Raw genomic sequence first — 13,399 nt, forward strand, 5'->3', positions numbered from 1 at the left:
GGAGAGATTACATGTCTTTTTCACAAGCGGTGAGCGGCCTCAATGCTGCCTCCAGCAATCTGGATGTGATTGGTAACAACATCGCCAACTCCGCCACAGCCGGTTTTAAATCCAGCACCATTGCTTTTGCCGATATGTTTGCCGGCTCTAACGTGGGTTTGGGTACCAAAGTTGCCGCCGTCATTCAGGACTTTGGTGATGGAAGCACAACGTCAACCAGTCGTGGACTGGATGTGGCACTGAGCGGCAACGGTTTCTTCCGCATGACCGACGCCAGCGGCGGCGTGTTCTATTCCCGTAACGGCCAGTTCACGCTGGATGCCAACCGTAACCTGGTGAACACCCAAGGTCTGAATGTCACCGGCTATCCGGCCAGCGGCACACCGCCAACCATTCAGACCGGTGCCAACCCAGTGGCGCTGAGTATTCCAACCACGCAGATGGGGGCACGTGCAACAACAACAGCTACCCAGGTTGCCAACCTGAACTCCACCAGCACCACCCCGACCGTCACCCCGTTTGATAAGTCCAACGTTGATAGCTACAACGCGAAAACCACCATGACGGTGTACGACACGCAGGGTAACGATCACCAGTTAGACATGTACTACATCAAAACGGCGGATAACACCTGGACCGTGCATATGGTTGACTCCACCACCGGTAATGAAGTTGGTAATACTGCGGGCGGTGACAACCTGGGTTATCAGATGCAATTTGATGCTAACGGTAAACTGACGCAGGTGGGGAAAATCACTGCAGCGGGTGTTGCTGACACCAGCGCTTCCCTGGCAAACCTGGTTGTGGACGGCACCAACGGGGCGAATGGCATGAACATCAGCCTGAGCATGTTGGGTAGCCTGCAGCAAAACACCGGTGCGACCACTTTTGGTAACCCAACGCAAGACGGTTATCAGCCTGGCGATCTCACCAGCTACACCATCAATGATGACGGCACCATTACTGGCACCTACTCCAACCAGAAAACCCAACTTCTGGGACAAATTGTCTTGTCGAGTTTCTCTAACCCGGAAGGTCTGAAGTCTGAAGGTGACAACGTCTGGTCTGCCACCAGCTCATCAGGTCAGGCCGCCACTGGTCTGGCAGGCACCGGTACTTACGGCAACCTGACTTCAGGTGCGCTGGAAGCGTCCAACGTCGATATGAGCAAAGAGCTGGTGAACATGATCGTTGCGCAGCGTAACTATCAGGCCAACAGCCAGACCATCAAAACTCAGGACCAGATTCTTAACACCCTGGTTAACTTACGTTAATTCGCTAACGGGATTGCTTTATGGATCACGCAATATATACCGCCATGGGCGCGGCCAGTCAGACGTTGGATCAGCAGTCGGTAACGGCCAGCAACCTCGCCAACGCCTCAACGCCGGGCTTTCGTGCTCAGCTCAACGCGTTGCGCGCGGTGCCGGTCAGCGGCTGGTCGCTGCCGACGCGTACGCTGGTTGCCGCTTCCACGCCGGGCGCCGATATGTCACTGGGCTCGATGGACAACACCGGCCGCACGCTGGATGTGGGCGTTGCGCAGGACGGCTGGTTGGCAGTGCGTGCCGCTGACGGTACCGAAGCTTATACCCGCAACGGCAATATGCAGATCAGCGCGACCGGTATTTTGACTATTCAGGGCAATCCCGTAATGGGCGATGGGGGTCCGATCGCCATCCCGCAAGGCGCTGAATTGACCATCGCGGCAGACGGGACCATCACCTCGCGTAACGCCGGTGATGCACCCAATGCCACGGTGCAGATTGGTCGCCTGAAGCTGGTGCGCGCCACCGGTAAAGAGATGCAACGCGGTGATGACGGCATGTTCCGTCCTAATCAGCAAACCCAGGCGACGCGCGGCGCTGCGCTGGCAAATGATGCCACCATGACGGTGATGCCCGGCGTGCTGGAAGGCAGTAACGTCAAGCCGGTGGAAACCATGGTCGATATGATCGCCAACGCCCGACGTTTTGAGATGCAGATGAAAGTGATCTCCAACGTCGATGAAAACGAACAAAAAGCTAACAGCTTGCTCAACATGAGCAGCTAAGGCGTAAGGAAAACACCATGATTCGTTCTTTATGGATCGCCAAAACCGGTCTTGACGCTCAGCAAACCAACATGGACGTCATCTCCAACAACCTCGCGAACGTAAGCACCAACGGCTTTAAACGTTCGCGCGCGGTATTCGAAGATTTGATGTACCAAACCCTGCGTCAGCCGGGCACGCAGTCGTCAGAGCAAACCACGCTGCCGTCTGGTTTGCAGATCGGTACCGGTGTGCGTCCTGTCACCACTGAACGTCTGCATCAGCAGGGTAACCTGTCGCAGACCAGCAACTCGAAAGACGTGGCGATCAACGGCCAGGGTTATTTCGAAGTGCAGATGCCGGACGGTACCTCGGCGTATACCCGTGATGGTTCATTCCAGGTTGACCAGAACGGTCAGCTGGTGACTAACGCCGGTTATCCGGTACAGCCAGGCATCACTATTCCGGCCAACGCCACCAGCATCACGATCTCGCGCGATGGCGTGGTGAGCGTGACGCAGCAGGGCCAGACCAATCCGGCGCAGGTCGGTCAGCTGACGCTGAGCACCTTCATGAACGATGCGGGCCTGAACAGCCAGGGTGAAAACCTCTATCAGGAGACGCAGGCATCCGGTGCGGCGACGCAGAGTACGCCAGGCCAGAACGGCGCGGGTCTGCTGTATCAGGGTTATGTCGAAACCTCGAACGTCAACGTGGCGGAAGAGCTGGTCACCATGATTCAGACGCAGCGTGCCTACGAGATCAACAGTAAAGCGATCAGCACCTCCGATCAGATGCTGGCGAAGTTAACCCAGCTGTAATGCTGGTGTCGTTGGGCCAGCTCCGCTGGCCTGATTAAGCAACATGAAGAAGGTCAAAAAGTGGCGAAGCAAGTGATTCTCAAGCCTGGTCATTGGTTGGTAGCCACGCTGCTACTCACGCTTAACGGTTGTGCGCTGGTTCCGCGCACTCCACTGGTACAGGGATCGACTACGGCAGAGCCGACGCCATCCGCACCGCCGGTGGTGAACGGTTCCATTTTTCAGGGCGTCGCACCGCTGAACTACGGCTATCAGCCGCTGTTTGAGGATCGTCGTCCACGCAACATTGGCGATACATTGACGATCACCTTGCAGGAAAACGTCAGCGCCAGCAAAAGTTCTTCGGCCAATGCCAGCCGCGATGGCAGCAACAGTTTTGGTGTGACGGGTGTACCAACCGGCCTGAGCGGTCTGGTGGGTGCTGGTGGCGAAAAAGCCACGCTGGATGCCAATGGCAAAAATGACTTCGCTGGTAAAGGTGGCGCGACGGCCAACAACACCTTTACGGGCACCATCACCGTCACCGTCAATCAGGTGTTGTCGAACGGCAACCTGCGCGTGGTGGGTGAGAAACAGATCGAAATTAACCAGGGCACCGAATTTATCCGGTTCTCGGGCGTGGTTAACCCACGCACCATCAGCGCCAGCAACGCGGTGCTGTCAACGCAGGTGGCCGATGCACGTATTGAGTACGTCGGAAATGGTTATATCAATGAAGCGCAGACGATGGGCTGGTTCCAGCGTTTCTTCCTGAACGTCTCGCCGATGTAAGAGGTAGTAACAATGAATATGACGACTCTGCTCCGCCTGAGCCTTGGCATGCTGCTCGGTTTCAGCTTACTGGCGCATGCTGACCGCATCCGCGATTTGACCTCCGTGCAGGGCGTGCGCGACAACCAGCTGATCGGTTACGGTTTGGTGGTGGGCCTTGATGGTACCGGTGACCAGACCACCCAAACGCCGTTCACCACCCAAACCGTGAGCAATATGCTCTCCCAGCTCGGCATTACTGTGCCGGCTGGCACCAATATGCAGCTGAAAAACGTGGCGGCCGTGATGGTGACCGCTAAGCTGCCAACCTTTGCGCGTCAGGGGCAAACCGTTGATGTGGTGGTTTCTTCGCTGGGTAACGCCAAGAGTTTGCGCGGCGGTACGCTGCTGATGACGCCGATGAAAGGCGTCGATAACCAGGTTTATGCGCTGGCGCAGGGTAACATTCTGGTCGGCGGTGCCGGCGCTTCAGCCGGTGGCAGCAGCGTGCAAGTTAACCAGCTGAACGGTGGCCGCATTACCGGCGGCGCCACGGTAGAGCGTGAACTGCAGAGCAACTTTGGTAGCCAGAACACCATTAACCTGCAGCTGAATAATGAAGATTTCAGCATGGCGCAGCGCATTGCCGACGCTATCAACAGCCGTGGGATTGGTTCGGCGCAGCCGCTGGATGCCCGTACTGTGCAGATTCGCGTGTCGCCGAATAACAGTTCTCAGGTGCGTCTGCTGGCCGAAATTCAGAACCTTGATGTTGCGGTGCCGCTCGAAGATGCCAAGGTGATTATCAACTCACGTACCGGTTCGGTGGTGATGAACCGCGAAGTGACGCTGAACACCTGTGCGGTGGCGCAGGGCAATCTGTCGGTTACCGTCAATCAGCAGCAGAACGTCAGTCAGCCGGATACGCCGTTGGCGGGTGGGCAGACTGTGACCACCAACAATACCCAGATCGATCTGCGTCAGAGTGGCGGCGCGCTGCAACGGGTTAACGCCAGCGCCAACCTCAATAACGTGGTGCGTGCACTGAATGCGCTGGGTGCGTCACCGATTGAGCTGATGTCGATTTTGCAATCGATGGAAAGCGCAGGCTGCTTGCGCGCCAAACTGGAAATTATCTGATGAACGATACGCAATCGCTGGTGAATGCGGCGTATGACAGCCGCTCGCTGAACGACCTGAAACGCGAAGCCGCCGCCGACCCGAAAGGGAAGGCGATGCAGGTGGCCAAACAGGTGGAAGGGATGTTCGTGCAGATGATGATGAAAAGCATGCGTGCAGCGCTGCCGCAGGATGGCCTGCTGAGCAACGATCAGACGCGGCTTTTCACCTCGATGTACGATCAGCAGATTGCGCAGGACATTGGCAAACGCGGTCTCGGCATGGCCGATATCATCGTTAAGCAGATGCAGCCCGCTCAGGAGCCGGACGAAGCCGCCGGTACGGTGCCGATGAAGCTGGATAACAGCTTCATCTATAGCAATCTGCCGTCGAATCAGCTGGAGCAGATGGTGCGTAAAGCGGTGCCGCGTTTGCCGGTCTCGCCCAGCAGTTTGCCGAGCGACAGCAACGACTTTATCGCGCAGCTGGCGCAGCCGGCGCAGGTCGCCAGCCAGCAGAGCGGTATTCCGCATCACCTGATTCTGGCGCAGGCCGCGCTGGAATCCGGCTGGGGCCAGCGACAGATTCTGACGCGTGACGGCAAGCCGAGTTACAACGTGTTTGGCATCAAGGCGAGCGGCGACTGGAAGGGCGAAACCACCGATATCATGACCACCGAATATGAAGGCGGGGCAGCGAAGAAAGTGCGCGCCAGTTTCCGTGTGTATGGTTCCTATATGGAAGCGCTCAGCGATTACGTCAAACTGCTGTCCAATAATCCTCGTTATGCCGCCGTTGCCAACGCACCGAGTGCCGAGCAGGGCGCGCGTGCCTTGCAGGCCGCCGGTTACGCCACCGATCCAAAGTATGCGCAGAAACTGGTGGGAATGATCCAGCAATTCAAAAACATGGGCGAAAAAGTGGTGAAGGCGTACAGCAACGACATCACCGATTTGTTCTGATTTTTGCTCTCAAGTTTCACTTAAGCACGCCGATAACAATCACATGCCGCGGGCGTTCTCGTCCGCGCAATCGCACTGATGACTGCCAGCCCGGTTAACGGGAAATTAAGGAACCGAGATGTCCAGCATAATTAACTCAGCGATGAGTGGGCTGAGCGCCGCACAGGCTGCATTAAGCACCACCAGTAACAACATCAGTAATTACACGGTAGCGGGCTATTCGCGTCAGACGGCGATTTTGTCGCAGTCGAACAGCACCTTGCAGGGCAACAGCTATTACGGCAACGGTGTCACGCTCTCCGGCGTACAGCGTGAATACGATGAGTTCATTACTGCGCAATTGCGTGGCTCCAGCGCCAACTACAGCGCGGTGAACACGCAATACAACCAAATTTCCAACATTGACGATCTGCTGTCGACGTCGACCACCAGCTTGTCGACCTCAATCCAAAGCTTCTTCACCAACGTGCAGAACGTGGTGAGTAACGCCAACGATCCGTCGGCGCGTCAGTCAATGCTGAGCTACGCCCAAGGCCTGGTGAACCAATTCCAGACCACCGCGCAATATCTCAACAATATGCAAAATAGCGTTAACACGGATATTGCCTCGAACGTCGATCAGATCAACACCTTCACCAGCCAGATTGCCGACCTGAACAGCCAGATCGCCAAGCTGACCACCGGCGGTGGCGCGGCGCCGAACAATTTGCTGGATCAGCGCGATCAGCTGGTGAATAGCCTGAACAATGTGGTGGGCGTGAACGTATCCCAGCAGGACGGCAGCTATATTGTCTCGATGGGCAGTGTGACGTTGGTGAATGGTAAAAACTCCACCAGCTTAGTGGCGATGCCGTCCAGCAGCGATTCAACACGTACCACTGTCGGTTATGTCGATAAGCAGGCGGGTAACGTTGAAATCCCTGAGAAGACGCTAACCACCGGTTCACTCGGCGGTTTGCTGGCGTTCCGCACCCAGGATCTGGATACCGCGCAGAATCAGCTCGGCCAGTTAGCGGCAGCGTTCACCACCAGCTTCAATACCGTGCACAGCGAAGGTTATGACAGCAACGGCGACCAGGGGGGCAACTTCTTTAATATCGGTTCGCCAACCGTGGTGGGTAACAGCAAAAATACCTCAGCGGCTACCGTTACGGCGGCATGGTCAGACACCAGCGCGATGAAAGCCTCTAACTACACCGTAAGTTATGATGGCAGCAACTGGTCGGTGACCCGCATGTCTGACAACGTGAAGTTTAGCGTTACGCCAGACGCGACCGACGGCACCCTCAACTTTGATGGCCTGAAACTGACGGTGAGCACCTCACCCGCGCCTAACGCGAAAGACAGTTTCCTGGTCAAACCGGTCCAGAACGTCATTGCGGGCATGTCGGTCGCGATCACCGATGAGTCGCAAATTGCTGCGGCATCCAGCGCAACCAGCGGTGAAAGTGATAACCGTAACGCGCAGAAATTGTTGGATCTGCAGGATAGCAAGCTGGTGAATGGTAATGCGACCATCGCCCAGGCTTACGCCAGCATTGTCAGCACCGTCGGTAATAAAACCAGTACATTAAAAACCGCCAGCACCACCCAGGAGAACGTGGTGACACAGCTCAGCGATCGCCAGCAGTCAGTATCCGGGGTCAACCTTGATGAAGAGTATTCGAATCTGACTAAGTATCAGCAGTTCTATATGGCGAACGCGCAAGTGCTGCAAACAGCGAGTACCATTTTTAATGCGCTGATGGGCATCCGCGGCTAAGCATAGAGGATAAAAACCATGCGTCTTAGTACCAATATGATTTTCAACCAGCAGGTGCGCGGCATCACCGATTCGCAAGCTTCCTGGTTAAAAGTAGGTGAGCAACTCTCTAGCGGACTGCGCGTCAGCAATCCTTCAGATGATCCTATCGCCGCCTCACGTGCCGTCGTGCTTTCGCAATCGCAGGCGAAAAGTACCCAATATGCCACGGCACGCAGCTTTGCCGATCAGAGCTTGTCGATGGAAGAGAACGCACTCTCCAGCGTGACCAGCAGCATCCAGGATGCGCAAACCATGATTGTGTATGGTTCTACCGGTACGCTGAGCGACGATGACCGTGCTTCCATTGCCACCAAATTAGAAGGCATTCGCTCGCAATTACTTAACCAGGCCAATAGCCGTGATGGTAATGGACGATACATTTTTGCGGGCTATCAGACTGATGTCGCGCCTTTCAGCGATGCCGGTGCGCCGGCCGGTGTCACTTATGTGGGTGGCGCGGATGCCATTACGCAGAAAGTCGATGATGGTCGCACGATGGCGGTGAGTAGCACAGGATCGTCAGTGTTTATGTCGATAACCAGCAACGCGAAAGCCGAGCCGGACGGCAGTGCCAGCGAGACCAATCTGTTTAACATGCTCGATAGCGCAATTGCAGCGTTAAAAACGCCGCAGGATGATGCCGATGATGCAACCAAGCAGGTTTTCCAGGATGCCATGGATAAAACCAACCGTGGCTTGAGCAACTCCTTGAACAACGTGCTGGCAGTGCGTTCAGCCGTGGGCTCACAGCTGGCTGAACTCGATACGCTGGACGCGCAGGGTGATGACCGTGACACCATTATGGCATCGCAAATGACGGATCTGGTGCAGGTTGATTACACCCAAGCCATTTCAAGCTACACCATGCAACAAACCGCCTTGCAAGCTTCGTATAAGACCTTTACCGATATGTCGAAGCTGTCACTGTTCCAGCTTAATTCGTAATTGACCTGAACCTTTGAGCGTACTTTAACCGGGTGCGCTTAGTTTCTCCCACTGCCTTTCGGGGCTGTGGGATTTTTTTTGCCTGTTATTCAGGTCGCTATAAATGCCGCCTGCAGGCAATAAAAAACCCCGGACTGGCCGGGGTTTGATGTTGACTGACTTGCCAGAGCTTACGCGCTTTCCGGACGGGTTGCCGGTGCGGTTGCCTGATGCGTCGCGCTGTGACCACCGGCTGAGCCGCGGCCCTCGAAGCCAAAGGCTGGACGGACCCAGTCGCTGTTGCGAACCGGTTCTGGTTCCCACGCCGGTGCTGGTGCTTTGGTCATCGGTGCAGTCGCGTGATGCTTGAAGCGCGTCTCAACCGTGGTCACTGCGGTATCACGTGCCGCAACCGGCGCATGAGGTTCAGTGACTGGCGTGACTTCGGCTTCAGCCGCGACTGGCGCAGCCAGCACGTCTTCAACCTGAGCTTCAACGGCTGGCGATACATCCACCGGCGCCTGTTCAACAACTGCAGCCACTTCGCTTACTTCAGGCTTCGCTTCTTCAGCCACGGCAGCCGGTTCCGCTTCAGCCGCGGTTTCCTGGGCAACCTGTTCGTCAGCAGCAGAGATCACTGATGGCTCTTCGTTAACGGGCACGGCAATCGGCGTGACGTCATCCGTATTCACCACGGGCACATCGGTGTGCGCCTGCGGTTCAACCTGATGTACGGCTTCTTCAGCGGCAACCTGCTCAACGGCCGGTTCAACAGCGGCAGCGGGTTGAGTCTCGGCATCCGGTGTTTGCTGGTAACCGTAATCCGACACTTCATGCATCGCATCTTGCGTGCTGTACTCTTCCTGCGCTTGCGCAACCGGGTAAGAGATCCACACTTTGCCTGACGCCATTTCTGGTGAAGCAGCAGCAGATTCCAGCGGCATTGCAGACTGCGTTGGGTAACGCTCGTCACGATAGCGACGACGACGCTGACCGCTTACGCGCAGATGACGCGGTGAACGACGTGAACGGCGCGGCATATTGGCGCTATCACGGTTATCGCTATCATCTTGCTCGTCATTGCTGGCTTCAGGATGCTCTTTGTACTGAGCACGCGGCGCAGTTTCAACGGCAGCATCATGAACCACCGGCGCTTCGACAGTGATGTCAGGCGTTTCGCCAACACGCACGCGCTGTGACAGCTGACGCTGCTTACGACGCGGCATGACCTGAACGCGTTCTTCTTCGTGCTCAACGTTTTCGTCAACCGCAGGCGCCTGAACAACCGGTTCAGCGGCTTTCTGATCCTGCTGCTGAGCACGTTTTTCTTCCTGACGACGACGCTGGCGATCGGCACGCTGTTCGCGGCGCTGTTGCTGCTGCTCATCACGTTGCTCAAGCGCTTCATCGCTCAGCACTGGACGCGCTTCACGCGGCTCGTTCTGACGCTTGTTACGACGGTTGTCCTGATTATCACGCGGTTCGCGGGCTTCACGTGGCTCACGTGCTTCACGCGGCTCGCGCGGTTCACGACCTTCGCGCACCTGACCGTTCTCGCCATTACGCGGCGTACGTTCACGACGGTTGTTGCGACGGTTGTTATTGTTACGACGTTCGCCACGCTGCTGGGTGTTTTCAGATTCAGCGGCAACAACGGCTGGGGTTTCCTGCTTAGTTTCAGCAGGCGCCGCAGCAGGCGCATCACCGGCAAACAGTTTCTTCAAGCCACTCAGCAGGCGAGCCACGAAACCAGTGTTGGTTACTGCAGGCGCAGCAACTGATGGTTTGGTTTTCACTTCTGCTGCTGGCTGAGACTCTTTCACCACTTCAACCGGCGCAGGCGGCGCATCAGGCATCGCGAAGGCGGCCAGTGCTGGCTGCTCCGGACGACGACGCTCAGCGTGCTCTTCTTCAGAAGGCAGCGCCATTTCCGCTTCGTGCAGTTTCGGTAAGTGATAGCTCAGCGTTTGCGTCTCTTCGCCAGTACGAACACGCAGTACCGAGTAGTGTGGCGTTTCCATCTGATCGTTTGGCACGATGATGGCACGCACACCGCCCTGGCGTTTTTCGATGGCGCTAACGGCATCACGCTTTTCGTTCAGCAGGTAAGAGGCGACCTGAACCGGAACAATGGCATGCACTTCTTTGGTGTTGTCTTTCAGCGCTTCTTCTTCAATCAGACGCAGAATAGACAGCGACAGCGATTCGTTATCACGGATGGTGCCGGTTCCGCTGCAGCGTGGGCAGACGTGATGGCTGGATTCACCCAGTGACGGGCTCAGACGCTGACGCGACATCTCCAGCAAGCCGAAGCGTGAAATGTGGCTAATCTGAATACGCGCACGATCCTGACGTACCGCTTCACGCAGGCGGTTTTCTACCGCGCGCTGGTGGCGCACTGGCGTCATGTCGATGAAGTCAATAACGATCAGGCCGCCGAGATCGCGCAGACGCAATTGGCGAGCAATCTCATCGGCCGCTTCCAGGTTGGTGTTGTACGCGGTTTCTTCGATATCACCGCCGCGGGTAGCGCGTGCGGAGTTGATATCAATCGCCGTCAGGGCTTCGGTGCTATCGATAACAATCGATCCGCCTGATGGCAGACGCACTTCACGCTGGAAGGCGGATTCAATCTGCGATTCGATTTGGTAGTGGCTGAACAGCGGGATTTCACCGGTGTAGAGTTTGATTTTGCTGCTGAAGTCCGGACGACCCAGTGCAGCAATGTGCTGACGGGCCAGTTCCAGTACTTTTGGATTATCGATAAGGATTTCACCGATATCCTGACGCAGATAGTCGCGGAAGGCGCGCACGATAACGTTACTTTCCTGATGGATCAGGAAAGGCGCTGGGCGGCTGTCTGCGGCTTTCTTAATGGCTTCCCAGTGCTTCATACGGAAGCTGAGATCCCACTGCAGTGATTCGGCAGATTTACCCACGCCCGCAGTGCGGACGATCAATCCCATGCCGTCTGGAAGTTCCAGTGCGGAAAGTGCTTCTTTTAATTCGGTACGGTCGTCGCCCTCAATGCGGCGTGAAATACCACCGGCACGTGGGTTGTTCGGCATCAATACCAGATAGCTACCGGCCAGAGAAATAAAGGTGGTGAGTGCTGCACCTTTATTACCGCGTTCCTCTTTATCAATTTGAACGATAACTTCCTGGCCTTCACGCAGCACATCTTTGATATTCGGACGACCATGTGCGTTGTAATTGGCGGGGAAGTATTCGCGGGAAATTTCTTTCAGAGGGAGGAAACCGTGACGTTCTGCACCATAATCGACAAATGCAGCTTCAAGGCTGGGTTCAACGCGGGTGATTTTACCTTTGTATATGTTGGCTTTTTTCTGTTCGTGTCCAGGACTTTCAATATCCAGATCGTACAGACGTTGTCCATCAACCAGGGCAACGCGCAACTCCTCCTGCTGAGTTGCGTTAATTAACATTCTTTTCATCGTGACTTACTCGTTATTCTCACATGAGTGATCTAGCTGCGGGCATCGTTACCCTGGACGAGAATCAACCGATGGCCCCGTGTCTTAATGCACTGACGTCAACCTCACGGTTGTCGGCGGCTAAAGGGGCGCAAATCTTGTCGGTGGCCTGTTTTTCATAAGGAAATCCAGCGCCTGAAGGTGGAAATGTTACAGAGTATTCAAAAATCCACACATCCTGGTCTGTCGTCCAGGCCGCAACCCGCAGCCCGCTAAGTGCCTGATTTAACATTACGTCTTACGCCATTGCTGCGTGTCCGTTAAATCCGGCAAAATGACTTATTTCGCTCTTTTTCCTGCCTGAATCTTTCCAGGGCAGAAACCCCTGCATTATTCCATTGCTAACTCACATTAAGCAAGGCGACTTTTGCCAAGCTGAGAAGTTTATTCATCCATAACCTGTTCATTTGCAGGGCTAATCATCGCATCGCTGAAAATGTCGCCATTTTCACCGTTTCAATACGCGACAAAGAGAGAGTTAAGCACAGAAAAAGGGGTGGCGCTATCCAGGGACACTAATTAGAATCGCCGCCATGAAAACAGAGAATCCCGGCGTACAGTATGTCGCCATCACGGCTGAAAATGCCGGACAACGAATTGATAACTTTTTGCGCACCCAGCTCAAGGGCGTGCCGAAAAGCATGATTTATCGCATTTTGCGTAAAGGCGAAGTACGGGTAAATAAAAAGCGCGTTAAACCGGAATATAAGCTGGAGGAGGGCGACGAGCTGCGTATTCCGCCGGTGCGGGTTGCCGAGCGCGAAGAGAATACGGTTTCACCGAAACTGGATAAAGTGGCGGCGCTCACCAATGCCATTCTGTATGAAGATGATTACCTGATGGTGCTGAATAAACCGTCGGGCACTGCGGTGCACGGTGGCAGCGGATTGAGTTTTGGCGTGATTGAAGGGCTGCGTGCGTTGCGTCCGGAAGCGCGTTTCCTTGAGTTAGTCCATCGTCTGGATCGTGATACTTCTGGCATTCTGCTGGTGGCGAAGAAGCGTTCTGCTTTGCGCTCGCTGCATGAACAACTGCGCGAGAAGGGCATGCAGAAGGATTACCTGGCGCTGGTGCGCGGTGACTGGCCGTCGCATCTGAAAGTGGTGCAGGCTCCGCTGTTAAAGAACATTTTGCAGAGCGGCGAACGCGTGGTACGCGTGAGTGCGGAGGGCAAACCTTCCGAGACGCGCTTTAAAGTAGAAGAGCGTTTTGGTTTCGCGACCTTAGTGAAAGCCAGCCCGGTGACGGGCCGTACCCATCAGATTCGTGTGCATACGCTGCACGGTGGCCACCCGATAGCTTTTGACGATCGTTACGGTGACCGTGACTTTGATGCACAGCTGGGTTCGACGGGCTTGTCGCGTCTATTCTTGCATGCGGCTGCGTTGACCTTTACCCATCCCAATACCGGAGAAGTGCTGCGCATGGAAGCGCCACTGGATGGCGCACTGAAACACTGTCTTGCACAGCTGCGTCAGAAGAAAGACTGATTG

11 protein-coding genes are annotated in these 13,399 nt (G+C 55.6%); 9 read left to right on the forward strand and 2 right to left on the reverse strand.

The genetic code is table 11. The features are described 5' to 3' along the window. Positions 1 to 11 precede the first annotated feature (11 nt). The 8 genes from flgE to flgL all read left to right on the forward strand — a co-directional run bounded on the left by flgE (position 12) and on the right by flgL (position 8,433). A complete protein-coding gene (gene flgE / locus FCN45_RS07545) occupies positions 12 to 1,274 on the forward strand; it encodes a flagellar hook protein FlgE (protein ID WP_137385553.1) in 1,263 nt (420 codons plus the stop codon). Positions 1,275 to 1,294: 20 nt separating this feature from the next. Next, positions 1,295 to 2,053, forward strand: coding sequence for a flagellar basal body rod protein FlgF (locus FCN45_RS07550; protein ID WP_137385554.1), 759 nt, complete (start codon positions 1,295 to 1,297; stop codon positions 2,051 to 2,053). A 17-nt stretch (positions 2,054 to 2,070) separates the two neighbouring features. Then, positions 2,071 to 2,853 carry a flagellar basal-body rod protein FlgG gene (gene flgG, locus FCN45_RS07555; RefSeq protein ID WP_007885801.1) on the forward strand — a complete coding sequence of 261 codons (783 nt, stop codon included), beginning with the start codon at positions 2,071 to 2,073 and terminating at the stop codon, positions 2,851 to 2,853. Between the two features lie 60 nt (positions 2,854 to 2,913). Further along, the gene (locus FCN45_RS07560) at positions 2,914 to 3,624 is read left to right on the forward strand and encodes a flagellar basal body L-ring protein FlgH (RefSeq protein WP_097094260.1); all 711 of its coding nucleotides are present in this window, start codon (positions 2,914 to 2,916) and stop codon (positions 3,622 to 3,624) included. 12 nt (positions 3,625 to 3,636) lie between these two features. Then, on the forward strand, positions 3,637 to 4,743 hold the full coding sequence (locus tag FCN45_RS07565) for a flagellar basal body P-ring protein FlgI (protein ID WP_101760846.1): 1,107 nt from the start codon (positions 3,637 to 3,639) through the stop codon (positions 4,741 to 4,743). Further along, positions 4,743 to 5,684, forward strand: coding sequence for a flagellar assembly peptidoglycan hydrolase FlgJ (gene flgJ, locus FCN45_RS07570; protein ID WP_137385555.1), 942 nt, complete (start codon positions 4,743 to 4,745; stop codon positions 5,682 to 5,684). Before FCN45_RS07565 ends, flgJ begins: the two co-directional genes overlap by 1 nt. Positions 5,685 to 5,802: 118 nt before the next feature. Next, positions 5,803 to 7,446, forward strand: a complete 1,644-nt coding sequence (gene flgK, locus FCN45_RS07575; protein ID WP_110865920.1) for a flagellar hook-associated protein FlgK — start codon at positions 5,803 to 5,805, stop codon at positions 7,444 to 7,446. 18 nt (positions 7,447 to 7,464) lie between these two features. Further along, positions 7,465 to 8,433 (forward strand): flagellar hook-associated protein FlgL, encoded by a 969-nt coding sequence (gene flgL, locus FCN45_RS07580; RefSeq protein ID WP_137385556.1) that lies wholly within the window; start codon positions 7,465 to 7,467, stop codon positions 8,431 to 8,433. A 170-nt stretch (positions 8,434 to 8,603) separates the two neighbouring features. Here flgL and rne read toward each other — a convergent pair whose 3' ends face one another. Then, entirely contained in the window at positions 8,604 to 11,867 is a 3,264-nt protein-coding gene (rne, locus tag FCN45_RS07585) for a ribonuclease E (protein ID WP_137385557.1), read from the reverse strand. Positions 11,868 to 11,931: 64 nt separating this feature from the next. Next, complete coding sequence (locus FCN45_RS07590; RefSeq protein ID WP_101760841.1) at positions 11,932 to 12,138, reverse strand: hypothetical protein; 207 nt, start codon at positions 12,136 to 12,138, stop codon at positions 11,932 to 11,934. Between the two features lie 301 nt (positions 12,139 to 12,439). On the opposite strand from FCN45_RS07590, the gene rluC reads away from it, so the two are divergent. Next, the gene (gene rluC, locus FCN45_RS07595; RefSeq protein WP_137385558.1) at positions 12,440 to 13,396 is read left to right on the forward strand and encodes a 23S rRNA pseudouridine(955/2504/2580) synthase RluC; all 957 of its coding nucleotides are present in this window, start codon (positions 12,440 to 12,442) and stop codon (positions 13,394 to 13,396) included. Positions 13,397 to 13,399: the final 3 nt, after the last annotated feature.

Source organism: Pantoea sp. SO10 (genome assembly GCF_005281435.1).
Classification (GTDB): domain Bacteria; phylum Pseudomonadota; class Gammaproteobacteria; order Enterobacterales; family Enterobacteriaceae; genus Pantoea; species Pantoea leporis.

Coding starts and splice junctions, on each gene's coding strand:
- flgK (WP_110865920.1), top strand. CDS start 5,803: ATGTCCAGCATAATTAACTCAGCGATGAGTGGGCTGAGCGCCGCACAG.
- flgE (WP_137385553.1), top strand. CDS start 12: ATGTCTTTTTCACAAGCGGTGAGCGGCCTCAATGCTGCCTCCAGCAAT.
- FCN45_RS07590 (WP_101760841.1), bottom strand. CDS start 12,138: ATGTTAAATCAGGCACTTAGCGGGCTGCGGGTTGCGGCCTGGACGACA.
- flgJ (WP_137385555.1), top strand. CDS start 4,743: ATGAACGATACGCAATCGCTGGTGAATGCGGCGTATGACAGCCGCTCG.
- rne (WP_137385557.1), bottom strand. CDS start 11,867: ATGAAAAGAATGTTAATTAACGCAACTCAGCAGGAGGAGTTGCGCGTT.
- FCN45_RS07550 (WP_137385554.1), top strand. CDS start 1,295: ATGGATCACGCAATATATACCGCCATGGGCGCGGCCAGTCAGACGTTG.
- flgL (WP_137385556.1), top strand. CDS start 7,465: ATGCGTCTTAGTACCAATATGATTTTCAACCAGCAGGTGCGCGGCATC.
- flgG (WP_007885801.1), top strand. CDS start 2,071: ATGATTCGTTCTTTATGGATCGCCAAAACCGGTCTTGACGCTCAGCAA.
- rluC (WP_137385558.1), top strand. CDS start 12,440: ATGAAAACAGAGAATCCCGGCGTACAGTATGTCGCCATCACGGCTGAA.
- FCN45_RS07565 (WP_101760846.1), top strand. CDS start 3,637: ATGAATATGACGACTCTGCTCCGCCTGAGCCTTGGCATGCTGCTCGGT.